The organism is Bradyrhizobium sp. WSM1253, assembly GCF_000244935.1.
In the GTDB taxonomy this organism is placed as follows: domain Bacteria; phylum Pseudomonadota; class Alphaproteobacteria; order Rhizobiales; family Xanthobacteraceae; genus Bradyrhizobium; species Bradyrhizobium canariense.
The window spans coordinates 913,141-937,964 of sequence record NZ_JH600073.1; the positions used below are offsets into that span (position 1 = coordinate 913,141).

General features: G+C 63.9%; 21 protein-coding genes and 1 pseudogene. 5 read left to right on the top strand and 17 right to left on the bottom strand.

Annotated elements, in window-relative coordinates; all coding sequences use genetic code 11:
• Positions 1-129 precede the first annotated feature (129 nt).
• From BRA1253DRAFT_RS06325 to BRA1253DRAFT_RS06335, 3 genes are all read right to left on the bottom strand, one after another.
• Positions 130-1,827: a GMC family oxidoreductase gene (locus tag BRA1253DRAFT_RS06325; protein WP_007592286.1), complete on the bottom strand. Its 1,698-nt coding sequence runs from the start codon at positions 1,825-1,827 to the stop codon at positions 130-132.
• A gap of 422 nt (positions 1,828-2,249) precedes the next feature.
• On the bottom strand, positions 2,250-3,809 hold the full coding sequence (locus BRA1253DRAFT_RS06330; protein WP_035992865.1) for an acyl-CoA carboxylase subunit beta: 1,560 nt from the start codon (positions 3,807-3,809) through the stop codon (positions 2,250-2,252).
• Positions 3,739-4,713 (bottom strand): IclR family transcriptional regulator, encoded by a 975-nt coding sequence (locus tag BRA1253DRAFT_RS06335; protein WP_007592290.1) that lies wholly within the window; start codon positions 4,711-4,713, stop codon positions 3,739-3,741. The genes BRA1253DRAFT_RS06330 and BRA1253DRAFT_RS06335 overlap by 71 nt, the downstream gene beginning before the upstream one ends.
• A 94-nt stretch (positions 4,714-4,807) precedes the next feature.
• Here BRA1253DRAFT_RS06335 and BRA1253DRAFT_RS06340 point away from each other — a divergent pair, with 94 nt between their 5' ends.
• The 5 genes from BRA1253DRAFT_RS06340 (at position 4,808) to glsA (ending at position 11,748) form a co-directional block, all read left to right on the top strand.
• Positions 4,808-5,029 carry an acetyl-CoA carboxylase biotin carboxyl carrier protein subunit gene (locus BRA1253DRAFT_RS06340; protein ID WP_007592292.1) on the top strand — a complete coding sequence of 74 codons (222 nt, stop codon included), beginning with the start codon at positions 4,808-4,810 and terminating at the stop codon, positions 5,027-5,029.
• 166 nt (positions 5,030-5,195) lie between these two features.
• Entirely contained in the window at positions 5,196-6,362 is a 1,167-nt protein-coding gene (locus tag BRA1253DRAFT_RS06345; protein ID WP_007592295.1) for a TAXI family TRAP transporter solute-binding subunit, read from the top strand.
• Positions 6,363-6,571: 209 nt separating this feature from the next.
• Positions 6,572-7,585: an IS5 family transposase gene (locus BRA1253DRAFT_RS06350; protein WP_007592298.1), complete on the top strand. Its 1,014-nt coding sequence runs from the start codon at positions 6,572-6,574 to the stop codon at positions 7,583-7,585.
• A 220-nt stretch (positions 7,586-7,805) separates the two neighbouring features.
• A complete protein-coding gene (locus BRA1253DRAFT_RS06355) occupies positions 7,806-9,878 on the top strand; it encodes a TRAP transporter permease (RefSeq protein ID WP_007592300.1) in 2,073 nt (690 codons plus the stop codon).
• 22 nt (positions 9,879-9,900) lie between these two features.
• The gene (gene glsA, locus BRA1253DRAFT_RS06360) at positions 9,901-11,748 is read left to right on the top strand and encodes a glutaminase A (RefSeq protein ID WP_007592301.1); all 1,848 of its coding nucleotides are present in this window, start codon (positions 9,901-9,903) and stop codon (positions 11,746-11,748) included.
• Positions 11,749-11,753: 5 nt separating this feature from the next.
• On the opposite strand, the gene BRA1253DRAFT_RS06365 is transcribed toward glsA, so the two are convergent.
• The 14 genes and pseudogenes from BRA1253DRAFT_RS06365 to BRA1253DRAFT_RS06430 all read right to left on the bottom strand — a co-directional run bounded on the left by BRA1253DRAFT_RS06365 (position 11,754) and on the right by BRA1253DRAFT_RS06430 (position 24,661).
• Positions 11,754-12,056 carry a nucleoside triphosphate pyrophosphohydrolase family protein gene (locus tag BRA1253DRAFT_RS06365; RefSeq protein ID WP_007592303.1) on the bottom strand — a complete coding sequence of 101 codons (303 nt, stop codon included), beginning with the start codon at positions 12,054-12,056 and terminating at the stop codon, positions 11,754-11,756.
• Between the two features lie 25 nt (positions 12,057-12,081).
• A complete protein-coding gene (locus BRA1253DRAFT_RS06370) occupies positions 12,082-12,609 on the bottom strand; it encodes a carboxymuconolactone decarboxylase family protein (protein ID WP_007592305.1) in 528 nt (175 codons plus the stop codon).
• A 605-nt stretch (positions 12,610-13,214) separates the two neighbouring features.
• Positions 13,215-13,574, bottom strand: coding sequence for a Zn-ribbon domain-containing OB-fold protein (locus tag BRA1253DRAFT_RS06375; RefSeq protein ID WP_007592309.1), 360 nt, complete (start codon positions 13,572-13,574; stop codon positions 13,215-13,217).
• A pseudogene (locus BRA1253DRAFT_RS06380) lies at positions 13,571-14,646 on the bottom strand (thiolase family protein). Before BRA1253DRAFT_RS06380 ends, BRA1253DRAFT_RS06375 begins: the two are co-directional and overlap by 4 nt.
• 54 nt (positions 14,647-14,700) lie before the next feature.
• On the bottom strand, positions 14,701-15,924 hold the full coding sequence (locus BRA1253DRAFT_RS06385) for a CaiB/BaiF CoA-transferase family protein (protein ID WP_007592310.1): 1,224 nt from the start codon (positions 15,922-15,924) through the stop codon (positions 14,701-14,703).
• A 118-nt stretch (positions 15,925-16,042) separates the two neighbouring features.
• A complete protein-coding gene (locus BRA1253DRAFT_RS06390; RefSeq protein WP_007592312.1) occupies positions 16,043-16,249 on the bottom strand; it encodes a hypothetical protein in 207 nt (68 codons plus the stop codon).
• A gap of 129 nt (positions 16,250-16,378) precedes the next feature.
• The gene (locus BRA1253DRAFT_RS06395; RefSeq protein ID WP_007592314.1) at positions 16,379-17,548 is read right to left on the bottom strand and encodes an acetyl-CoA acetyltransferase; all 1,170 of its coding nucleotides are present in this window, start codon (positions 17,546-17,548) and stop codon (positions 16,379-16,381) included.
• A 59-nt stretch (positions 17,549-17,607) separates the two neighbouring features.
• Positions 17,608-18,258 carry a bifunctional 4-hydroxy-2-oxoglutarate aldolase/2-dehydro-3-deoxy-phosphogluconate aldolase gene (eda, locus tag BRA1253DRAFT_RS06400; RefSeq protein ID WP_007592316.1) on the bottom strand — a complete coding sequence of 217 codons (651 nt, stop codon included), beginning with the start codon at positions 18,256-18,258 and terminating at the stop codon, positions 17,608-17,610.
• Positions 18,259-18,271: 13 nt separating this feature from the next.
• A complete protein-coding gene (locus BRA1253DRAFT_RS06405) occupies positions 18,272-19,240 on the bottom strand; it encodes a sugar kinase (protein ID WP_007592318.1) in 969 nt (322 codons plus the stop codon).
• Positions 19,241-19,263: 23 nt separating this feature from the next.
• Positions 19,264-20,250, bottom strand: coding sequence for a D-erythronate dehydrogenase (gene denD / locus BRA1253DRAFT_RS06410; RefSeq protein WP_007592320.1), 987 nt, complete (start codon positions 20,248-20,250; stop codon positions 19,264-19,266).
• Positions 20,251-20,329: 79 nt separating this feature from the next.
• Positions 20,330-21,205, bottom strand: coding sequence for a carbohydrate ABC transporter permease (locus tag BRA1253DRAFT_RS06415; protein WP_007592322.1), 876 nt, complete (start codon positions 21,203-21,205; stop codon positions 20,330-20,332).
• Positions 21,206-21,207: 2 nt separating this feature from the next.
• On the bottom strand, positions 21,208-22,155 hold the full coding sequence (locus BRA1253DRAFT_RS06420) for a carbohydrate ABC transporter permease (RefSeq protein WP_007592324.1): 948 nt from the start codon (positions 22,153-22,155) through the stop codon (positions 21,208-21,210).
• 66 nt (positions 22,156-22,221) lie between these two features.
• Positions 22,222-23,535 carry an ABC transporter substrate-binding protein gene (locus BRA1253DRAFT_RS06425; protein ID WP_007592326.1) on the bottom strand — a complete coding sequence of 438 codons (1,314 nt, stop codon included), beginning with the start codon at positions 23,533-23,535 and terminating at the stop codon, positions 22,222-22,224.
• 64 nt (positions 23,536-23,599) lie between these two features.
• On the bottom strand, positions 23,600-24,661 hold the full coding sequence (locus tag BRA1253DRAFT_RS06430) for an ABC transporter ATP-binding protein (protein ID WP_007592328.1): 1,062 nt from the start codon (positions 24,659-24,661) through the stop codon (positions 23,600-23,602).
• Between the last annotated feature and the right edge of the window lie 163 nt (positions 24,662-24,824).

The window sequence follows — 24,824 nt, forward strand, 5'->3', positions numbered from 1 at the left end:
GGCGCATGTCCGCCAGACCGTCGGCCGCGGAACCGTTCTCGCCCACCATTTCAGCTATTGCGGTCCGACTAGCGGTCCTGGAGGGTCAGCATCGACAAGGCAGTCGCCGGCGCGAAAAGCCATGCCAGCTCACTGCATGATCGCGGCTGCGATCTTCTCCGCCGACATCAGGACCGGAAAATTGGTGTTGGCGCACGGCACCACCGGGAAGATCGAGGCATCGACGACGCGCAGGCCCTGCACGCCTTTGACGCGCCCCTCTGGATCGACCACCGCCATCGGATCGTCAACCCGGCCCATGCGGCACGAGCAGGAGGCGTGCCACACGCCGATGGTCGCCTTGCGCACGAAGGCTTCCAGCGCCTCGTCGTCGTTGATGACGTCGTCGAAGGTGAAGCCCTCGACCACGAAATTGTCGATCATGTAGTGGCGCAGCACTGCCGGTCCGTCCATCAGGGCCGCGGCGATCCTGGTGAGAATCCTGTTTTTGGTGTTGACCACGCCGATCTTGCGCACGCGGTCGGTATAGGAGGCCGGGAACGGCTTGTCCGTCACGGCCCTGACAACGTCGCTCATCTGCACGGCCGCCATCTTGCGGAAACCGCTCATCAGCCGATCGAGGTCGCGCCGGTCGGACAACAGGTTGAACTCGACGATCGGCTCGACGACCGGATCGCGCGAGGCAAGCTTGACCTGTCCGGTCTCGGAATAGGTCTTGTTGACGAATGTCAGCAGCGATCCGATCTGCTCACCGACGGCGTGCCAGGCCGATTTGCTGAGCAGGACGACGAACATATCGCCTTTCGGTACGCCTTGGAGCCCGGACGAGTAACGCAAGCCAAGCTGCATGTGGCGCCTGGTGTGCTCGTTCATTCGCGCGCCGCGGCGGACAAAGGACGACAGCGAGATCGAGGGATGATCCATCAGGCGCTGGCCGACGCCCTGCAGCCCCATTAGCACGGGAATGCCCATATCCTTGAGGTGACCGAGCGGGCCGATGCCGGCGCGCAACAGATGCGCCGGTGAATGGATGGCGCCACTGGAGAGAATGATCTCGCGGGCGCGGAATTCCTGCTCTCGTCCGTCGACCACAGCCTTCACGCCGACGCATTGCGTGCCTTCGAACAGCAATTCCCTGACTTGCGTGTTGGTGGAGATCGTGAGGTTGGCGCGCTTGCGCGTGTCGCGATCGAGATAGCCCATGGCAGCCGAGACGCGTTGCTCGGCCTGGTTCGAGTGCGTCACCGGGAAAAACCCGTCGACGAATTCGCCATTCTGGTCGGGCAGGAACTGATGTCCGGCCTGCTGGAAGGCTTGCGCAAACGCCTGCGAATGCCGCGTCCAGTGCTCCCTGGGGATTCGGCGGACCGGGATCCGGCCGTCCTTGCCGTGGTAGGGACCGTCGAAATCGAGGTCGCGCTCGACCTTCTTGAAGAAGGGCAGCACATCGTTCCAGCTCCACCCCGCAGCGCCGCGCGCGTCCCATTCGTCGTAGTCGGTCGGCGCGCCGCGGTTGGCCATCTGGCCGTTGATCGAGGAGCCGCCGCCAAGCACGCGTGCCTGCTCGTATTTGCGTAAGGGCGGACGTCCTTCGTTCGGATTGTTGTGGCTGACGATCTGGGTCGTGACCTTGAGCTCGGTCCAGTGGAAGCGCGGATCGAAATAGGCCGTCCCCGGATAGCTGTCCCTGATCTCGGCCGGCTCGTCTCCGGGCGGTGTGTCCTGTCCCGCCTCGCAGAGCAGAACCTTGTTGGCGCTCCTCGCCGAGAGCCGGTGGGCCAGCACGGACCCCGCCGAGCCGCCGCCCACGATAATGAAGTCGTACACGATTGGCGCTTCCCTTGTTCTTGCCCGGGAAGCGTAGCGCGTTATTGTTTTGAGGTCACGTCATCGCTGCCACGGCAAAGCGCGAGCACAGATGCCGGCGACGCCGAAGGCACCGCCCGGCGGCAGGCATCCGCCGTCCGGTCAGCAGGTGACGAGGGGGCGAACCCAGGGCGCTTTACGGCTTCCTCACGAAGCCCGCGCGCAACCGCTCGGCAAACCAGACTACAAAAATTGCAGCGAACGACAGACAGAAAAATATAGCCGTCCAAAGCAGCGCGTTACCCGCATTTGTCATGACGTCTCTCCCTCGTTCCAAACGAGACGCTTGCAGACAATGGGACGCGTGGCGTTGCGCTAGATCAATTTTGCCCAAATGCAATTGGGCTGAGGTCGGCATCCGCGGCTCGCAGGGGCCGCTGAAGCTACGGCCTGATCGAAAAATTCCCCGGCGGCCCTGGCTTTCGCAATGGCTCCGCCAGCCGCGCGAACTCGCACAGCAGCGACCGCGTCTTCCTGGGATCGATGATCTCTTCGACCCAGAATTTTTCGGCGGAGCGGAACGGCGAGCGCAGCTTGTTAAGGCGGTCCTCGATCTCTTTCAGTTTCTCCGCCTTGTCTTCGGCCGCGTCGATGTCCGCGCGGTAGGCGGCTTCGATGCCGCCTTCCAGTGGGAGCGAGCCCCAATAGGCCGACGGCCAGGCGTAGCGGATCGAGAAGCGGTCGGCCGGCTGATGCACCACGCCGGCGACGCCGAAGGCATTGCGCAGGATCACCGTGCACCAGGGCACCGTGGTCTGGTTGACCGCGGCCATGGCGCGAACGCCATGGCGGATGGTGCCCGCCTTCTCCGCATCGAGCCCGATCATGAAGCCGGGGCAGTCCATGAGATAGACGATCGGCAAATGGAAGGTCTCGGCGAAGTCGACCCAGCGGACCACCTTCTGGCAGGCGTCCGCCGTCCAGGAGCCGCCATAGTGAAAGCTGTCACTGGCAAGCACCATCACCGCCCTGCCCTCGAGCCGCGCGAGACCGACAATGATCGGCTTGCCGAAATTCTTGCCGACCTCGAAAAACGAGCCCTTGTCCACGACTTGTTCGACGATCGGCCGTATCTTGTAGACCTGCTTGCGATTACGCGGCACTGCGCTCATCAGCGCCTCTTCGGTGCGCTCCGGATTGTCGGTGCAGGGCAAGGTCGGCGGCAGCCCGTCAACCGACGACGGCAGATAAGACAGGAATCGCCGCGCGCAGGCAAAGGCCTCCTCCTCGGTGTCGACAGCATGATCGACCGCGCCGGCGCGGGTCTGGATGTCGGCGCCGCCGAGCTCTTCCTTCGAGAGGTCCTGCCCCAGCGCCTTCACCACCGGCGGGCCTGCGACGAACATCGCGGACTTCCGGGTCATGATGGAATAGTGGCTGGCGGCAAGACGCGCGGCACCGAGCCCTGCGACCGAGCCGAGGCCGAGCGCGACCACGGGCACGCGCGACAAATTCTCCGTTGTGAAGCGATACCAGCGTGTGCCGCCGATGCCACCCGGCAAGTTCGCCGCGCCCTTGGTCTCGATGGTCTTGACCGAGCCGCCGCCGCCGGAGCCTTCGATGATGCGGACGATGGGCAGGCGGAGATCATGCGCCATCTCCTCCGCCATCAGCGGTTTTGCGGAGATGGACGCATCCGCCGAGCCGCCGCGCACGGTGAAATCGTCGCCGACCACGACGACGGTGCGGCCCTCGACGCGCGCGCGGCCGAACACGCAGTTCGCTGGCGTCAATTTCTGCAACTCGCCACTGGAATCGTATTCGCCGACGCCGGAGACGGCGCCGATCTCGTGAAAGCTGCCTTTGTCGGTCAGTCTGTCGATACGTTCCCGAACAGTCAGTCGGCCCTGGTCATGCTGACGCTTGACCTTGTCAACGCCGCCCATCTCCCGCGCGAAGGCTTCGCGCCGGGCGAGCTCGTCGAGTTCCGGCTTCCAGTTCATTCACTCCCTCCGAATTGATCGGCTTGTTATTGTTATGGACGGCCATGGCGACTGGTTTACGCGGGATGCGGGCGTTGAAGACGTCGCCCTCTGCGCCGTCCATCAGGCTGCCGAGCGAACGGCCGAGCGCGAGCATCAGCGGCGCGACTTCGGCATGCAGACGCTCTTCGTCATACATCGCCGAGAGCAGACCGATCGTGATGACAACGAAGGTCTGGTACTGCGGCGACCAGATCGGCATCGCGAGGCCGTTGATATGTGGGCTCCACAAGCCGCAGGCCACGACATAGCCGCGCTCGCGCAGCGACTGCCGGTTGGCCTCGATGCGGGGCTTGAGGATCTTTGCAGCCTCGGGAGCTTCCCGCTCCATGTCCGCGATGAAGGCATCGCCGACCTCGGGCGCTAGTGCCGCGGTATAGGCCGCGCCCGCAGCGGTCGAAGCCATCGAGATGCGGCTGCCGGTGCCCTCGTGCAGGCCCAGTGCAGTCGCCGAACGCGCGAACTGGAGATAGACCAGATGGAAGCGATCGGGGACCACGAAGCCGACGGTGCCCGGCAATTGCTCTGCGACTTCCTGGAGCCGCTGGCGAATCATGCTGCGCAGCTGTGCGCCTTTCATCATCGAGGCGCTCATCGCCACAGCGCTTGGACCGATGCGGTATTTCTGATCACGCGGCAGGTACACGAGCTGACCCATCCGCGTTAGCGTGTGCGTGAGCCGCGACACGGTCGAGCGCGGCAGGCCGCAGCGGTTTGAAATTTCGAGATTGCCGAGCCTGCTATCGTGGCCCTCGAAGCATCGCAACACGTCGAACGCGCGCGACACCACCTGGATGACATCGCCCTCACCGGCTTCGCCAGCGAGCGCACCTTGCCTACTCAACCGCTCCGAACGTCGTCCCATGATCCCTACCGCTTGTTCCGCTGTGCGGAATTAAATTCCGCTTGCAGAAGAAACTACCTCAGGCATTTTGCGACCACAACAAAAAGGCGATGGCATGCCAGAAATTAAGATCGTCACGGATATCGCGGGACGCGTCTGCGCAACTCCCGTGCAAGTTGGAGGAACCGTTGCGGATGGCGATGAGATTGTGGTGGTCGAAGCGATGAAGATGGAGATACCTGTGCTTTCTCCTGTGAGCGGCGAGATCACATCGCTTCTGGTGAAGCTCGACGACGTCGTTGCCGAGGGACAGGCGATCGCGATCGTCGCGAACTGACTGCATTATCCGTCGTTTCCGCGACAATCTGTCAGCTTCATTGCGGCGTTCGCGCTACGGCGTTGCCATCGCCTGATCGCGATGACATGATCCGTTTCAAACAAAACCTGTTTCAAACAAAGAAAGAAAATCGTCGCGGCAAACGCGAGGATCATTGGAGGGAAACATGCGTCGTGGGCTGGTCATGCTCGCGCCTGCTTTGGTGGCGGGCCTTTCTTTTGCGTCTACACGCTATGCATTCGCCGAAGATATCAAGCTGCCGGCGACATTGACGTTCACCGCCTACGACACTGGCACCGCCGGCTTCAACATCGCGGTCGGCGTCGGCAAAATGATGAAGGACAAATACTCAACCGACGTGCGCGTGCTCCCCGCAGGCAACGACGTCGCGCGTCTCGCGCCGTTGCGCGCCAAGCGCGCGGTTTCTTCCGCGATGGGATCGGGTACCTATTTCGCGCAGGAAGGCGTGTTCGAGTTCGGCTCCAGGGAATGGGGCCCGCAACTGCTCCAGATCATGCTCTCATCCGTCGACTGCAATTGCGGCACGCTCGGCGTGGCCGCGGACACAGGCGTGAAGGAGCTCAAGGACCTCAAGGGAAAGCGCGTCGGCTTCGTCGTCGGCTCGCCGGCGCTGAACCAGAACTCGCTCGCGGTGCTCGCCTTCGCCGGCCTGACGCAGAAGGACGTCAAGGTCGTCGAGTTCGCAAGCTACGGCGCGATGTGGAAGGGCCTGATCAACAACGACACCGACGCAGCCTTCGGCACCACCATCACCGGCCCCGCCAAGGAAGCCGAGGCCTCGCCGCGCGGCCTGATCTGGCCGCCGCTGCCCGCCAAGGACAAGGAAGGCTGGGCGCGGATGCAGAAGGTCGGCTCGTTCTTCTTCCCGCAGACCGCGACCTGCGGCGCCGGCATCTCGCCGGACAAACCGATCGAGCTCGGCAACTACCCCTACCCGATTTTCGTCGCCTACGCCTCGCAAGCCCCCGACCAGGTCTATGCGATCACCAAAGCGATGATCGTGAACTACGATTCCTACAAGGACGCCGCACCCGGCGCCGGCGGGCTTGCGGCCGATCGCCAGACCAAGAACTGGGTGGTGCCGGTGCATCCCGGCGCGGTAAAGGCGCTGAAGGAAGCCGGGCAATGGAGCGACGCGCAGGACACGCACAACAACAGACTGATCAAGCGCCAGGAGGTGCTTGGCGCAGCGTGGACCGACTACGGAAAGTCCAACCCGCCTGCGGATGACAAGGCGTTTCTCGACGGCTGGATGAAAGCGCGTGCCGCAGCGCTTGCGAAGGCCGACATGCCGAACGGGTTCGAGGAATAATTTCGCGATGGGCCTGATGGTTGCCACCCGCGAGCTGCGCTCCCTCTCCCGCTTGCGGGAGAGGGTTGGGGAGAGGGTGCCTCAACGTTGGGATTCCCCCAGAGGAGAGAGCCCACCCGCGCCTTCGGCGCAACCTCTCCCGCAAGCGAGGGCTTTGCGTAAATCGCGAATCTGCGATTCTCTAAGAGACATCTGAAGAGGATCTGGGGATGGCATATCGGCAGGTGGGGCAACCGAGCTTCGCAGATGCGTTGGCGTCGCGGCGGGGCAAAGGGGGTGCGGTCCTGAGGCGGATTGGCGAACTGGTGGATTGGGCGGCTGTCGAGCGCGTGCTGAGCGGCCTGCCGGAGCCGGAGCGTGGCGCGCCGGCCTATCCTCGGCTGGTGATGTTCAAGGCTGTGCTGTTGCAGCAATGGTACGGTCTGTCCGATCCGGAACTGGAAGAAGCGCTCGATGACCGGGCCTCGTTCCGCGACTTCTGCGGCTTTGCGCTGGGCGACGAGACGCCCGACCACACGACGATCTGGCGCTTCCGCGAAGCTTTGCAGCAGGCTGGCCTGGACGAGACGCTGTTTGCCGAGATGCTGCGCCAGATCGACGCGCGCGGGCTGGTGCTGCGCCGAGGCACATTGATCGACGCCAGCCTGATCCCGGCGGCCGTGAAACCGCCGAAGCCGCCAAAGGACCCGCTGCCTCCCGGCCCGGACGGACGCCCGCCGAGCAAGCTGGTCAATAGCGAGCGCGATACGGATGCGCGATGGACCAAGAAGGGTGGCAAGCGATACTTCGGCTACAAGGCGCATGTCGGTGTCGACCAGGGCTCGGCGATCATTCGTCGCAGCAAGCTGACCGACGCTGCGGTCAACGATACGGTGCCCGCCGACGAATTGATCAGCGGTGACGAGAAGGCGGTCTACGCCGACCAGGCCTATGACAAGCATGAGCGTCGCGCCGGGCTGGCTGCCCGGGGCATCAAGCCGCGGCTGATGTTCCGGCCCAACAAGCATCATCCCCTGACCGAACGGCAGAAGCGCTTCAACGACGCCGTGGGACGGCGCCGCGCCCCGGTCGAGCAGGTCTTCGCGCGCCTCAAGGGCGTCTACGGCTGGGCGCGAGCCCGCTATCTGGGCCTGGCACGCAATCATACCCATCTGCGTCTTCTCTGCCTGGCCATGAACCTCAAACGATGGGCGGTCCTGTGTCCCGCGGGAGGTGTGGTGTGACCGCCACAGCCCAAGGCCATCGATCGGCCACGAAAACAAGACCGTCTGCGTTCGCGCGCCATCCGAGGCCGCACAAAAAAATACCCCATATCGAGCCTCACTCCCGCTCGGCCAATTAAGCAAAGCCCTCGCAAGCGGGAGAGGTTGAGGAGCCCACGGCCCGACCGCTTCAACCCATTCGCATTCGTCAGCACTTAGCAACCCACGCGCGGGGTCGATCATGTCTGCTTCAGAGTCCACCGCTCCGCAGGACGAGGGCAAGCGGATCGTGTTCGAGGACCCGCATGGCGCCGCCGCCAACATGCAGGAAGCGGAGGTCACGCGCGTGCGAAGCTTGCGCGGCGCGTGGCGCTGGACGCTCGTCGTTGCGACCGCCGCGACCATCCTGCTCTGCATCAACCAGCAATTCTCGCTGCGCTTCTTCGTCGGCTACACCCAGCTCAACACGGAGTATTTCTATCTCCTGATCGCCCTGATGCTGCCGTTCACGTTCCTGATCTTCCCGGGAACCCCGCGCGCGCCGCTCGACCGCATTCCCTGGTACGACCTTCTCTGCTTCGTCGTAACTTTTGCCGCGGCGCTGCTGCTGATGTTGAACGTCCGCAAAGCCGCGGAGGCCGGCTGGGAATTCGGCGGCGCGCCGAACAGCGTGACCGCGGCGGGTCTCGTGATGTGGGTGATGCTGATGGAGGCGCTGCGGCGGACCGGGGGCTGGAGCCTGCTACTGAGCGTGCTCCCCTTCACCGTCTATCCGCTGTTCGCGGAATCCAGCTGGCTCGGGCCGTTCCGCGGCACACAATCGACGCTGGAGCAGGCGACCGCCTATCACGTGCTGTCGGGCGAGAGCCTGCTCGGCATTCCCATCCAGGCGTTTGCCGACACCGTGATCGGCTTCCTGGTATTCGGCACGGCGCTGATGATGACCGGCGCCGGAAAGTTCTTCATCAATCTCGCCTTCGCGCTGTGCGGCACCTTCCGCGGCGGCGCGGCGAAGGTCTGCATCTTCGCCAGCGGCCTGCTCGGCATGATGTCGGGCTCGATCATCTCCAACGTGCTCACCGCCGGCACCATGACCATTCCGGTGATGAAGAAGAGCGGCTTCCGCGCCTCCTACGCCGGCGCGATCGAGGCGTGTGCCTCGACCGGCGCGGTGCTGGCTCCGCCGGTGATGGGTGCGACCGCGTTCGTGATCGCGCAGTTCCTCAATGTCAGCTACGCCGACGTCGCGATTGCGGCCATCATTCCCGCCGCGCTCTATTACGTCGGCTTGTTCATGCAGGTCGATTCCTACGCCGCACGACGCGGGCTGAAGGGCATTCCGCGCGCGGAGCTGCCGCGGGTCATGGATACAATCAAGGACGGCTGGTACTACGTCTTCGTGATCGCGCTGCTGATCGTGATGCTGCTCTACTTCAAGCGCGAGAGCCATGCGCCGTTCTACGCTACCGCCCTGCTTCTGGTCCTCAACCAGCTGTTCTCGAAGGACACGCGCTGGACTGTCGCGACCATCGGCAAATTCCTCGAGGTCAACGGCCGCACCTTCGTCGAGCTTGTCGGCATCCTCGCCGGCTGCGGCCTGCTGATCGGCGCCTTCTCGATGACAGGCGTGGTGTCGAGCCTTGCCAACGACCTGCTGCGCATTGCCGGTGACAATCCGTTCCTGCTGCTCGGCATGTGCGCCCTCACCAGCCTGATCCTCGGCCTCGGGTTGACCACGACGGCCTGCTACATCTTCCTCGCCATCCTGGTCGCACCGGCGCTGGAGAAACTCGGGCTGAACAAGATGGCCGTGCACATGTTCATCTTCTACTGGGGCATGCTGTCGTCGATCACCCCGCCGGTCGCGATCGCCTCGTTCGCGGCCGCAGGCATTGCCGGTTCGCCGGCGATGAAGACGGGCTGGGAATCGATGTGGGTCGGCAGCATCATCTATTTCATCCCGTTCTTCTTCGTGCTCAATCCCGCGCTGGTGCTGCAGGGGCCGAGCCCCTATCTCGCCGGTCTCGGGCTGATGGCGCTCGCGGCGTTCGGCACGCTGTTCATCTGCGGCGGCATTCAGGGCTACCAGCCCTTCGTTGGCGATCTCCGCGGCGCCGGTGCGCTGGAATGGCCGATCCGCGTACTGCTGGTGATCGGCGGGTTCGTGGTGGCCACCCCCGGCGGCGGCATCATGCCGCTGTCGCAGATGCAGGTGACGCTGCTCGGCCTCGCCATCCTCGTCCCCACGGTTTTGCTCGCCCTGCTGCTGGTCCGGCGGCAGACCATGGTGCCGGACGGGTTGCGCGTGCCCTGATTGCGTTGCACAAAGAGAGGCGATGAAACAGCTTTCGCCTCTCGCCACCGCCTGGACCCGCTCCAAGCCGCCTTTGCTGCGGTTTCTGGACAATTGCCTCAGCGAATTCTCGGCGGAGACCTCGGGCGCGGTCGCCGACTACATTCCCGAGCTCGGCAAGGCCGATCCTGCCTGTTTCGGCATCAGCCTCGCGACCCTGGACGGTCATGTCTACGAGGTCGGCGACTCCAGGGCGCCCTTCACCATCCAGTCGATGTCAAAGCCGTTCGTGTTCGCACTCGCGCTGGACCTGCTCGGCGCAAACAGGGTCGAGAGCGCGATCGGCGTCGAGCCTTCAGGCGATCCCTTCAACTCGATCCGGCTCAACTCGGAGAACCATCCGTTCAACCCGATGGTCAATGCCGGCGCGATCGCCTGCACGGGGCTGATCCACGACAGCAAGGGTACGGACGCCTTCGAGCAAATTCGCCTCGCGCTCAGTCGTTTTGCCGGCCGCGACCTCGCCGTCGACGAGGCCGTCTACGCTTCCGAAAGCCAGACCGGCGACCGCAACCGCGCCATCGGCTATCTTCTCAAGACCAACGCGGTGATCTCGGACAATGTCGCTGCCGTGCTCGACGTCTATTTCCGGCAATGCGCGGTGCTGGTCACCGCGCGCGACATCGCGGTGATGGCGGCAACGCTCGCCAACCGCGGCGTCAACCCGGTCACAGGCGAGCAGGTGCTGACGCCTTACGCAATCTCGCGCACGCTGTCGGTGATGACGTCGTCGGGCATGTACGACTATGCCGGCGAATGGATCTACCGGATCGGCATCCCCGCCAAGAGCGGCGTCGGCGGCGGAATTCTCGCAGCCCTCCCCGCGCGCCTCGGGCTCGGCAGCTATTCGCCAAGGCTCGACAAGCATGGCAACAGCGTGCGCGGCATCAAGGTCTGCGAGGCGCTGTCCTCGCACTACGATTTGCACATGCTCAACCGCAGTGACGATGCGCGCAATGCCGTCATCGCCGATTACGACATCGGCAAGAGCCCGTCGCGGCGCGTGCGCCGCCCACAGGAGCGCGATATTCTCGCGGCGCATGAGCAGGAGGTGCGGATCATCGAGCTGGTCGGCACACTGTCGCTGTCGGCGGTCGACTATGTCTCGCGCCGCCTTGCGGGCCGGCCGCGGCCGCAATTCGTGATCTTCGATCTCCACCGCGTCACCTCCACCACGCGCGCCGGGGCGCGGCTGGTGGCCGAAGCGTTCGAGGAGCTGGCGGCGCTGAATGTGACCGTCGTACTGTCCGGCGTCAGGCGCGCCTCCAAGGAATGGGACAGCCTGCGGGAATGGAGCGCCGAGCTCAAGAACGTCCGCGACTTCTATTTGCTCGACACCGCGATCGAATGGGCCGAAGACCAGATCATCTATCGGTACGGAGGCTCGATCGATTTCCACGAGACCACCGAGCTTGCCGAACAGCCGCTGCTGGCCGGCATGAGCGAGGAAGAGCTGACCGACCTCGCCTCGATCTGCACGATCCGGACCTATCAATCCGGGACAAAGATCCTCACCACGGGCGATCCCGCCGATGCTCTGTTCTTCCTGCGCAGCGGCGCCGTGCATGTCACGCTGCCCGACGGCGTGCGGCTGGCGACGCTCACCGCCGGCATGGCCTTCGGCGAAATGGCCCTGATCGAGACCACTCGCTCCGCCGACGTGTTCGTGGACATGGCGGCGACCGCGTTCGAAGCGCCCCTGAAAGCGTTCGAGCGCTTCCGCAAGCAGCACCCGCACGCCAGCGAACGCATCATGCGCAATCTTGCGCAGCTTCTCGCCGACCGTCTGATCGTCGCCAACGCCAGGGTGGATATCTTGACCTCGACCTGAGCGGCCTAGCGGCCCGCCGCCTCACTGATCCGCCGATTGATCTTGGCCGCACTCGCCTTGAGCAATTCGGACGGCTGCTGGCCGGTCGCTGCGCATAGGCAGGCCCAGTAATAGATGACATCGCCGAGCTCTTCGACGAGGCCTGCCTGGTCGAGCCAGTCATCGCGCAGCAGCTTCTTGATGTGCTCGGCGACCTCGCCGGATTCGCCGGCGAGACCGAGGCCCAGATAGGACAGCCGTTCGTTGGACGGATGCTCATCGACTTTTGCAACGGTGGCGGCCCAGGCCGCATATTCATCGATCGTCATCGGCATCCCTCGCCGCGGCTTTGGATCAGCCAACCACTTCCGTGACCGGCTGAAGATCGATCTCAAACGTCTCCAAAAACTTTGACGTCATGATGTAGAAGCCGACCGAAAGCTGCAACTCGACGAGTGCGGCGGGTGTCAGCTTCGATGCGATCGCGTTGAAGATCGCCGCGGTCGGCTTGTTCAATTTCACGATCTCGTCGGTGAAGGCGAGCGCGGCACGCTGCACCTCGTCGAAGCACTTGGCGTCCTGCCAGTTCTCGAGCGCTTCGTTCTGCTCGTCGGTGACGCCGACATTCTTGCCGATGCGCTTGTGCGCGACGATCTCGTACGGCGCCTCGCACAAAATTCCGGTGCGGGTGATCGCGAGTTCGCGCACGATCGGATCGAGCTCGCCCTTGTGACGGATGGCGCCGCCGAGCCGGCAGTACTGCTCGAAATAGCTCGGCGAATGCGACATCATCCGGAAGATGTTGGCGTTGCGGTTCTTGTCGAGGATCTCGCGGGTGCGGTCGGATGCCTTGGACGGGTCGCTGTAGTTGATGCGGGCCATGATTTTCCTGAAGTTTTTCCCTAAGCCTTTAATGCTTTTTGTCGTTAGCGGCGGAAGTTCCACGAAACTGTATTCTTGCGCGTCCGCAGGAGCAACAACATCGAGTCAAAATGCCGCCGCATTGCTGAACGACCTTGGTACAGTCGATATTCGCCGCGTGGGGACTTGATCGCGGCGGATACTCGCAAGGGGTGTTCCGAGTAAAAACAATTGGCCGTTGGGCGCTAACCGCGCATCGATGAGTCACGCCCAAGTCTAGGGAGAAAATGGCATGAAGGAAGCCACCAAGGGGGCGGCCTCGGAGGCGCTCGCGCATATGCTGGCGGTGATGGCGATGCTCGTCATCGCCAGCATCCTGTTCTACGGGCGCTAGTTAAGAGTCGGGTGAGAGCTTTCGTCATTCCGGGGTGGCCCTCGCACAGGCCAGGCCCAGAATTCCCGTTCCAGGCTCGGTCTCTCAGGACCGCCCCCGAATGACGAATCCCACCGCTGGCTTTGCAGTAGCCCGGATGGAGCGAAGCGCAATCGGGAAAGTCTATCGGTGAGGTGAAAATTCCGGATTTCGCTGCGCTCCATCCGGGCTACATTCGAGCATCCAAATTTCACTATCCATCTTTGGCGAAGAACGGCACCAGCCTGCCAGCGAACGGTTTGAAGCTCGCACTGACCTCATCGCCGATGGCGAGATCATTCTCACCATGCGCCATCATGCGAAAACCCTCGGCGCAATCGACCAGCAGGATGTTGAAGGGCACGTGCGACCGCGTCTCAGGCGTCGCGGCGCGGCAGACCAGCGACGTCGCGTAGACCCTGCCCTTGCCGCTGGCACGCTGCTCGCGCGGATCGGGCGCACCGCAGGCGGCGCAGAAGGCGCGATGGAAATACTGCACATGGCTGCAGGAGGTGCAGGTCTGAAAGGTGATGACTTGCACACCTTGGGTCCAATCCGCGATTCGCTCGCTCATCGCACCCGCTCCAGGAACATGCTGACGTGAGACGACAGCACGCCGCCGTCGCCGTGCAGGAGCGCGATCGAGGCGTCACGCACTTGACGATTCGTCGCCCGCCCCGTCATCTGCAGATGCGTTTCGACAAGATGCGCCATCGCGCCACCGACGCCGCAATGACCGTAGCTGAGCAGGCCGCCATGGGTGTTCAGCGGCATCGCGCCGTCGCGGCTGAAATGGCCTGCGCGCACGCGCGCGGCTGCCTCGCCCCGGCCAGCAAGGCCAAGGTCTTCCAGCAGCATCGCGAGCGTGATCGTAAAGCTGTCATAGATCGCGGCGTAGCGCACGTCGGAGATCGCAAGGCCGGTCGCCTCCTTGGCGCGGCCGACGGAGATCTCCGCGCCGAGCTCGCTCAGGGCGGGCGCTGCAGTGACGTGCTGATGGGTATGGGCCTGGGCACAGCCGCGAATGCGCACGCCGGCCTCTCCGGTCCGCTCGCGGCTAACGACGAAGGCTGCGCCGCCGTCGGACACCGGGCAGCAATCGAGCAGCTTCAGCGGCATCGCCACCGGCTTCGAGGCCATGACGTCGGCGACCTCGATGCGATCTTGGAATTGCGCACCGGGATGAGTGCAGGCGTGGGTGCGCATCAGCACCGCGAATTCGGCAAGGTCTTCTTCCGTCACGCCGTATTCGTGCATGTACCTGTTCGCGACCAGGCCGTAATAGGCGGGAATCGTCGGTCCGAGCGGCACTTCGTAATCGGGATGGCCGACCTGCGCCAGCGCCTGGATCGAGGCATCGCGGCTCTGTCCGGTGAGACGGTTCTCGCCTGCGACGACGAGCACATTGCGGGCGACGCCTGCTTCGACGAGATGATGGGCGAGCATGGTCATCGCGAGCCCGGTCGCGCCGCCGACCTGGACGGCATGGGCGTAACTGGGGCGGATGCCAAAATGCTCGGCAAAGACGGTCGCCAGCATGATGTGCGGCGAAACGGTGGAGTAGCCGCAGAGGATGCCGTCGATCTCGGCGCGCTGAGCCCGGCATCGTCGAGCGCGGCCTGCGCGGCCTTGCTCATCAGGTCCAGCGAGGACGAGCCTTCGTGCTTGCCGAAAGGCGTGAGGCCGACGCCTGATAAAGCTCATGGGCGCACCAGTGCATCGTCATTCCGGGGCGGCGAACGGGTGACGCCATCGCGGACCATGGCGTCGATCTCGTCGGCGGAATAGCCGATCTCACGCAGGATTTCCGCGCCGTGCTCGTTGAGCTGCGGCGCGAGCCGCACCGGTTCGGCCCCGGTCTCGGACCAGGTCGCCGTCACCCTCATGCTCCGGATCGGCCCTTCTGTTGGATGGTTCACCACCGGGAAAAAGTTGGTCGCCTCCAGATGCTCATCATGCAGCATCGACGCGAGGTCGTGCATCGGCATCACGGGCACATCGGCCTTGGTCAGCAGGTCGATCCATTCCTCGGTGCTGCGCGTCTCGAAGATGCGCGCGAGCTCGGCATAGACGACGTCGATATTGGCGGCGCGGCCGGCGAATGTCGCGAACATCGCGTCGGCCCGCAGGTCGTCGCGTCCCGTCGCCTTGAAGAAGTTCTCCCACTGCTTGTCGTTGTAGACGATGACGCTGAGATAACCGTCCGAGGTCTTGTAGGGCCGGCGATCGCGCGAGAGGTGGCGGGCGTAACCGCCCTTGTCGAGCGGGGGCTCGTAGGTGAGCCCGCCCATGTGGTCGCCCATGACGAAGCCGGCCATGGTCTCGAACATCGGGATGTCGACGCGCTGGCCGCGTCCGGTGCGGTCGCGATGCACGAGGCTGGCGCAGATCGCGCCCACGGCGGTGAGGCCGACGATGCGATCGACCAGTGCGTTCGGCACATAGCGCGGCACGCCGTCGCCCGTCTGCGCCATCAAGGCCGGCAGCGCGGTGGCGCCCTGGATCAGGTCGTCATAGGCGGGTTTTGCAGCATACGGCCCGTCCTGGCCGAAGCCGAACACGCCGGCATAGACCAGACGCGGATTGATCTTGGAAACAACGTCATAGCCCAGTTGAAGCCGCGCCATCGCCTGCGGGCGGACGTTGTAGACGAGAACGTCGGCGTCTTTCAGCAAGCGCAGCACGGCCTCGCGGCCGGCGGGCTTCTTCAGGTCGAGGCAGATCGAGCGTTTGCTGCGGTTGGTGTTGAGGAACACCGGGCCCATGCCGGCGTGCCGCATCGGACCGATCAGGCGGGTGACGTCACCGTCCAGAGACTCCACCTTGATGACGTCTGCGCCATAGTCGCCGAGCATCTGGGTCGCATAGGGACCCATCAACACGGTGGTCATGTCGACGACCTTGATGCCCTTCAGCGGCCCCATCGTTCACTCCCGATTGCGCGGGCTCAAGCGAGCCCTGCGATTTCGGTCCAGCTAACGGCAGCGGCGGCGCATGCGCAAGGGCGGCCGGCGTATGGCCGCATGCGCCGGCCGCTAAGGGCTATTTCTTCTGACGGGATTCGCGAACCTTGAGGAGACGGTCGAGCTCCTCGTTCTGCTGGTTGATGCGGTCTGCGATCCGCGACTCGTTCTGCTCACCCGAGGCGGCCGCGGCCTGCTCGATGAGCTGGCGGATATTGTCCTCGAGAATCGCGATGCGATCGTTGAGTGCGTCCATCGACAGCGAATCTTCGTAGTCATTGCTCATGATGCATGTCCCGCGAATCAATCAGTGCCGTAGGGTGGGCAAAGCGAAGCGTGCCCACCATGATCTAGCGCAAACAAGATGGTGGGCACGGCGCTGGCTGCGCCTTTGCCCACCCTACAAGGTCGGAGCTTACTTCAGCGGCTCCAGCACGGAGACGTAGTTGGCAACCGCCGCACCGCCCATGTTGAAGATGCCGCCGAGTTTTGCATTCTTGAGCTGCATGCCCTCGGGCGCTTGGCCGGCGAGCTGCATCGCGGTCATCACGTGCATGGAGACGCCGGTGGCGCCGATCGGATGGCCCTTGGCCTTCAGGCCGCCGGACGGATTGACCGGGAGCTTACCGTCCTTGAGCGTCCAGCCTTCCTTGATGGCGCGGGCGCCCTGCCCCCTCGGCGTCAGCCCCATCGCTTCGTACTCGATCAGCTCGGCGACGGTGAAGCAGTCATGGGTCTCGACGAAGGAGAGATCCGACAGTGTAACGCCCGCCTTCTCCAGCGCGCGCTGCCAGGCGACCGTGCAGCCCTCGAACTGGAGGATGTCGCGCTTGGACATCGGCAGGAAATCCTGGGCGTGCGCGGTGGCGCGGAAGCCGATCGACTTGCTCATGCCCTTGGCGGTTTCCGCGTCGGCCAGCACCAGGGCAGCGGCACCGTCCGAGACCAGCGAGCAATCGGTGCGCTTCAGGGGACCGGCAACGTAGGGGTTCTTCTCGCTCTCGGCGCGGCAGAACTCGAAGCCAAAGTCCTTGCGCATCTGGGCGAAGGGATTGGCGACACCGTTCTTGTGGTTCTTGGCCGCGATCAGCGCCAGTGCGTCGGACTGGTCGCCGTATTTCTGGAAATAGGAGCTGGCGATCTTGCCGAACACGCCGGCGAAGCCGCCGACGGTGTCGCCGTCCTCGGGCAGATAGGACGCCTTGAGCAGATTCTTGCCGATCTCCGGCCCCGGCGTGCGCGTCATCTGTTCGACGCCGACAACGAGGACAATCCTGGCCGCGCCGGCCGCGATCGCGCGCACGCCCTGATGGACGGCGGCGGAGCCGGTGGCGCAGGCGTTCTCGACCCGGGTCGCCGGCTTGAAACGCAGCTGCGGGTCGGCCTGGAGCACCAGCGAGGCGGTAAAATCCTGGGGCGAGAAGCCGGCGTTGAAATGGCCGAGCACGATCTCGTCGACATCGCCAGCCGAAATGCCGGCATCCGCCAGCGCCTCATTGGCGACCTTCACCACGAGGCTTTCCACGGTCTCGGTGTCGAACTTGCCGAACGGCGTATGCGCCCATCCGACGATGCTGGCGGTCATGGTCTTTCTCCCTGGCGGTCTCTTGCTGACCTAAGTCTTAGCTCAGGGATGGCAAGACTTCACGCGGGTTTAAGCGCCTGGAGGGTGCGCTGGCAGATGGCAGTTATGCCGGCCCAGTTCCCGGCCCTGATCTCCGCCGTCGGGCACAGCCAGGAACCGCCGACAGCGACCACATTGGGCTCCGCGAGCCAGGTTGCCGCATTGGCCTCGCCGACCCCGCCAGTGGGGCAGAACCGCACGTTCGGGAACGGCCCACCCAGAGAGCGCAGCCCCTTGATGCCGCCAGCCTGCTCGGCCGGGAAAAATTTTGCGATGTCGAAGCCGTAGGACAGCGCCATCATCAGCTCGGACGCCGTGGCGATACCGGGCGCAAACGGCAAGGAGCTATGGGTGGCGGCCTTCAACAGGTCCGGGGTCAAGCCGGGGCTGATGCCGAACGCAACACCGAGCTTCTCGACACGCGTGAAGTCGGCCGGATTGAGAATCGTGCCGATGCCGACGATCGCCTCGGGCACCTCGGCCATCATCGCCCTCGCCGCCTCGATCGCAACGGGGGTACGCATGGTCACCTCCAGCGTGCGGACGCCGCCGGCGACCAGCGCACGCGCCAGCGGCACAGCATCCTGGATACGCTCGATGGTGAGGACGGGAATGACGGTCGCGGCCTTGAACAGCGCGGCGAGGTGGTTCTGTTGGGCAGTCGTGGTCATCTTGGCTTTCGTTTCACTTGGTCGCTTGACGCGTGGTCGCCGGCCGGTGCCGTTTCTTCGGTGGCATGGCATAACCCGGAATGATGGCGCCGGAATAGCAGATCACGAGGCTGGCGAGGCGGTGCCCGGCCTGGGCGGCCTCGACCGGGTCGGAACCGGCGAGCCGTGCAGCGATATAGGCCGCCGCAAAGCTGTCGCCGGCCGCGGTGGTGTCGACCACGGGCTTGGTCATGGGCTCGGCGCGGATCTCGTAGGGGCCCCCGGGAAAGCGCAGCAGGCTGACCGGCTCCGCGAGCCGGAACACCAGCTCGGGGGTCGGGATGCGCGCCATCAACTGCTCGTGGCTCTCGCCGGGATAGAGAGCGAGCAGATCCTCGGTCGAGGTCAGCACGATGTCGGCAGCCGCGAAAGCAGCCGAAAACACCTCGCGCGCGACATCGCGATCCGGCCATCCCCGCGCGCGGAAATTGGTGTCGAACACGAAGCGGGTGCCGAGCAGGCGCGCACGCTTGATCGCCGCGAACAGGCGCTCGCGCCCGGCCGCGTCGTAGATCGAGAGCGTGATCGCAGAGAGATAGACGATGTCGTAGCTCATCAGGGAGTTGAGGAGATCGTCCGTCTCCGGCAGATTCATCAGCTGGCGCGCCGCCGCACTGTCGCGCCAGTGGAAGAACTGGCGCTCGCCCTTCGCGTCCAGCTGGATCATGTAGAGGCCGGGCAGCTTGCCCGGCAGCCGCGCGACGCGCCTCGTGCCGACGCCCTCGGCTGTCCAGGCCGCGATCATCTCATCGCTCAGGGCATCGTCGCCAAGCGCGGTGAAATAGTCGACCTTGACCTCGAGCCGCGCGAGGTACACGGCCGTGTTGAGAGTGTCGCCGCCGAATCCACGCGAGTAGAGGCCCCCGCCCTGCCCGCCGGATTGTCCACCCTGGGCCTGCCGGAGCTCGACCATGCATTCGCCGATGCAAGCAACGCTCGCCATCACTTTACCCGCTCAGTCAGAGATCACGCGACGAAATTGCCGCCGAGCTCGTCTTCGATGTGAATGCGGATGATGTCGTCGAAAGTCTTTTCGGCGGTGGTGAAGCCGAGCTCGAGCGACCGCTTTGCATTGAAGTTGCGCGGCCAGCCGCCGACGATGCCGACGATGAAGGGATCGGGCTCCCGCTTGATGCGGGCGGCGACCTTGTCGCCGGCGACGCGTTTCAGCGCAGCGATCTGCTCGCCAACCGTCGCCGACAGGCCCGGCATGGTCAAATTACGGCGCGGCCCCACCGCGGCGAGGTCCATGGTGCCGGCATGCAGCAGGAAGCCGACGGCTGAGCGCGGCGTGGCATGCCAATGGCGGACGTCCTCGGACACGGGAAGGACCGCTTCCTTGCCGGCCAGCGGCTCGCGCAGAATATTGGAGAAGAACCCCGATGCCGCCTTGTTGGGCAGGCCGGGCCGAATGCAGATGGTCGGCAGGCGGATGCCGATGCCGTCGAGGAAGCCGCGGCGGGAATAGTCGGCCAGCAGCAGTTCGCCAATCGCCTTCTGCGTGCCGTAGCTCAGAAGCGGCGTGTGGAAGAACTCGTCGCCGATCGCATCGGGGAACGGCGCGCCGAACACCGCAATCGAGGACGTGAAGACCACGCGCGGCTTGTAGCTGCCGCCTGCGAGCCTGACGGCATCGAGCAGCATCCGCGTGCCGTCGAGATTGATGCGGTAGCCCTTGTCGAAATCGAGCTCGGCTTCGCCCGAGACGATCGCGGCGAGATGAAAGATCACGTCCGGACGGCCGGCGATCAGCTTTTCGGCCGCACCCGGCATGGCGAAATCGCTCGACACCGTCTCGATGGCAAAACCGGCTTTTTCCGGCGCCTTCGGCTCGACCACGTCATGCATGGTCAGCTTGGTGATGTCGCTCTTGCCAAGCCGGCCGTCGCGCAACAACCGTTCGCACAATTTGCGGCCGACCATGCCGGCGGCGCCCAGAACCAGAATGTGCAAGAGCCTACTCCTTTTTATTGGCCGGAACGCGCCGATTTCGGCGATTCGTCCTGGCGCGCTCTCAAGGCAGGCCCCGCGATCATTCCTTCACGGCGCCGGTCATCGCCGACACATAATACTCCACGAAGAAGGAATAAAGGATAACTACGGGAACCGAGCCGGTCAGGGCCGCCGCCATCAGCGCGCCCCAATGGTAGACGTCGCCATTGACGAGCTCGGTGATCGCGCCGACGGGGATCGTCTTGTTCTCGGACGACGAGATGAAGGTCAGCGCGTAGATGAACTCGTTCCAGGATAGCGTGAAGGCGAAGATGCCCGCCGAGATCACGCCCGGCAGCGACAGCGGCAGCGTGATCTTCATCAGAATCTGCAGCCGCGTCGCCCCGTCGATCAGCGCACACTCCTCCAGCTCATAGGGAATGGTGCGGAAATAACCCATCAGGAGCCAGGTGCAGAACGGGATCAGGAAGGTCGGATAGGTCAGGATCAGCGCCAGGTTGCCGTCGAACAGCCCGAGCTGAAACACGATCGCCGCCAGCGGAATGAACAGGATCGAGGGCGGCACGAGATAGCCGAGGAAGATCGCAAGGCCGACATAGCGCGAGCCTTTGTAGCGCAGGCGTTCGATCGCGTACGCGGCGCAGACGCTGGCGAACAGCGAGATGAAGGTCGAGGACACCGAGACGATCACGGTGTTCCACATCCAGAGCGGATAGTCGGTGTCGAAGAACAGCTTCTTGATGTGCTCCAGCGTCGGATGCACAATCCAGAACGGATTGTACTTTTCATAGTCGTACATCTCCGCGTCCGGCTTGAACGTCGCGACCGCCATCCAGTAGAACGGGAATAGCAGGAAGAAGATGATCAGGCCGAGCGGAAGGTAGACGCGAAAAAACTTCCGCGGAAAACTTTCCAGATAGTCCATTCCGACGCTTTGGTCGTCCGCTGTGGTCATGGTCAGTCCCTCCCGCCCTGCTGCCAGCGGGAACGCTGAAGCCCGAAAAAGCTGAGCAGGATCGCCGCGACCAGGAACGGAATCATCGCGTTCGAGATCGCCGCGCCCTCGCCCAGATTGCCGCCGGTGATGGCGCGCTGGAATGACAGCGTCGCCATCAGATGGGTGGAGTTGATCGGCCCGCCCCGCGTGATGGTGTAGATGAGCTGGAAGTCCGTGAAGGTCATCAGCACCGAGAACGTCATCACGACCGCGATGATCGGCGACAGCATCGGCAGCGTGATGTGGCGGAAGCGCTGCAGATTGGTGGCGCCGTCGAGATTGGCGGCCTCATAGAGCGAGGGCGAGATGGTCTGAAGTCCCGCCAGCAGCGTGATCGCCACGAAAGGAACGCCGCGCCAGATATTGGCGGCGACCACCGACCAGCGCGCATTCCAGGGATCGCCAAGGAAATCGATATAGCGTGTGATCAGGCCGGCCTTGATCAACACCCAGGAGATGATCGAGAACTGGCTGTCATAGATCCACCAGAACGCGATCGCAGAGAGCACCGTGGGCACGACGAAGGGCAACAGCACGATTGCCCGGATCATCGACTTCATCGGCAGCCGCTCGTTCAGCAGAAGCGCCAGGTAAAGGCCGATGGCGAATTTCACCGCGCTGGCGGCGACCGTGTAGAAGATGGTGTTGAACACCGACAGCCAGAACACCGAGTCCTTCGCCAGCGAGACGAAATTCTGGAAGCCGATGTAGCGTCCGGCACCGCCGATCTTGGTGTCGGTCATGCCGAGCCAGAAGCCGAGCGCCAGCGGGTAAGCCAGAAACAGAATGAGGATGGCGATCGCCGGCACCATGAACATCGCGCCGAGGAAATGCCGGCTCTCGAATGCTCTGGTCCACAAGCTGCTGCGCTTGGCCTGCGCGACAGTGGACTCGGCCATAACTGCCATGTCGGATTCCCCTCGACGAAAAGTCGCGGCGTCCGGCGAACCGGACGCCGTGCAGATTGGAGCTGATCAGACCTGGTAGTAGCGCTTGGCGCGCTCGGCTGCGCGTGCGGCTGCCGCCTTCGGCGTCACGGAGCCCGACGCCGCCTCGGCGAACATGTCGACGACGACGAAGTCGCCCATCACGGCGGCGGAGGCATAGCCGAGATCGCCGGCATAGCCGTTGTCGCGGCAGCGCTTCAGGCAGTCGCGATACGGCGTGATCTTCGGATCCGACGTCCACACCGGGTTGTCGTTGTAGGCCGGAAGCGGCGGCGACACGTAGCCGTTGGAGGAGACCTCCCAGGCGTCGTAGTTCGGCTTGTCCATCATGAACTTGATGTATTCCTTGACCGCCTTCGGATACTTCGAGTGCTTGTAGCCGTAATAGACGAGTACGTTCTGCTGCTCGGTCGACACGCCCACGGGCCCGATCGGCATCGGCGCGTGGTTCATGTCCTTGGCGATCTCCTGCTGCTTCGGATCGGTCGAGTTCTTTCCGACGGTCCAGATCGAAATGCCGTTCAGCGTCAGGCTGAGCTCGCCGTTGAGGAACGCCTTGTTGTTGTTCGAGTCATTCCACGACAGCACGCCGGGGATGAAGGTCTCGTAGAGCTGCTTGACGTATTCGAGCGCGGCGATCGTCTCCGGCGAGTCGATCACGACCTCGTTCTTCTCGTTGACGACCTTGCCGCCGAAGGCCCACAGCGCCCACTGGCACCAACCGTTGGCGTCACCCGTGGCGTGGCCGAGCGCGAAGCCGGCCGGCGTGTTGTTCTTCTTCAGCGCCTGGCAGAGCTTGAGGAAGCCGGCGGTGTCCTTGGGAAATTCATCGAAGCCGGCGGCCTTCACGTGACTGACGCGGTAGTTGAGGCAGCCGCCGGTCGCGCCCTGGGGAATGGCGATCCAGCTGTTGCCCTTCTTGCCGTAGCGTTCAGCAACCGGATACCAGCCGCCATATTGCGCGCCGAGATAGTCGGCGACGTCAGTCATGTCGATCAGCTTTTCCGGGAACTTGTGGGGATCATCGAGCGTGCCGATGATCAGGTCGGGACCGGCGCCGACATTGGCGGCGACCGCGGCTTTCGGGCGGATGTCCTCCCAGCTCTCGGCCTCGAGCTTGACCTTGACGCCGGTCTTCTCGGAAAACGCCTTGGTCTGCTCGGCGAATTTGTCGAACTCGGCCTGAATGAACTGCTTCCAGCGCAGCACGCGGATGGAGGCGTTCGCCTCGGGCGTGTTGGTCCACTCCGCCGCGCGCACCGGGACGATGCCCGGGCCGGCCAGCAGCGCCGCGCCGCCCAGACCGACTTTAAGCACACTTCGCCTGTCGAAATCGCTCATCGTTCTCTCCCTAAATTTTATATTTGTATTGGGTCGTCTTGTATTGGGCAGTTCTTCGGCGTCGCTACACGCGTTTGCCCGTCGCCTCGTCGAACAGATGAATTACGGAAGGATCGGGCTTCAGCTTGACCTTGTCACCCGGGTTGAACTGGTGACGTTCGCGGAAGACCGCGACGACCTGCTCACCGCCGAGCTTCGCAAACACCTGCGTTTCCGAGCCGGTCGGCTCGACCACGACGATCTCGGCATCGGCGCCGTCGTCAGCGATGGTGAAATGCTCTGGGCGTACGCCGTAAACGACAGGACGCCCGTCGGACGCCGCCGGCGCGTTCCTGAGCGGCAGCTTCACGCCATTCGGCCCCTCGAAGGTCGCAACGCCGTTGACGCGCACATGCCCCTTCAGGAAGTTCATGGACGGCGAGCCGATAAAGCCGGCGACGAACTGGTTCTCGGGCTTGTCGTAGAGCTCGAGCGGCGTACCCATCTGCTCGACGATGCCGTCATGCATGACGACGATCTTGTCGGCCATGGTCATGGCCTCGATCTGATCGTGGGTGACGTAGACCGTCGTGGTCTTCAGCCGCTGGTGCAGCTCCTTGATCTCGGTGCGCATCGCGACGCGCAGCTTGGCGTCGAGGTTCGACAAGGGCTCGTCGAACAGGAAGACCTGCGGGTCGCGCACGATGGCGCGGCCCATGGCGACGCGCTGGCGCTGGCCGCCGGAGAGCTGGCGCGGATAGCGTTCGAGCAGCGGCGACAGTGCCAGGATCTCGGCGGCGCGCTTGACGCGCTTGTTGATCTCTTCGGTGCTCTCGCCCCGCAGCTTCATCGAGAAGCCCATGTTCTCGCCGACCGTCATGTGCGGATAGAGCGCGTAGTTCTGGAACACCATCGCAATGTCCCGCTCCTTCGGCTGGACATTGTTGACGACGCGGTCGCCGATCGAGATCGTACCTGAGGTGATATTCTCGAGACCGGCGAGCATGCGCAGAAGCGTCGACTTGCCGCAGCCGGAGGGACCAACCAGGACAACGAACTGGCCGTCCTCGATCGGAATCGAAACGCCGTGCAGGACTTCAAAATTGCCGAACGATTTCCGCACGTCGCGGATTTGCACAGACGACATCTAGCTCCCTCCTCGAAAGTCCACGACGCATCTCGCGCCGCGACCGTCTTGTTTTTTCAGACTTCACCGAACGAAGCCCAACCTTAGCGGGCGACATTGTCGGCAGTTTGTGCGGTTTTGGCAATTTGTCTTTGGTTAGTCCGTGCTGGTAGCGCTGTCAACG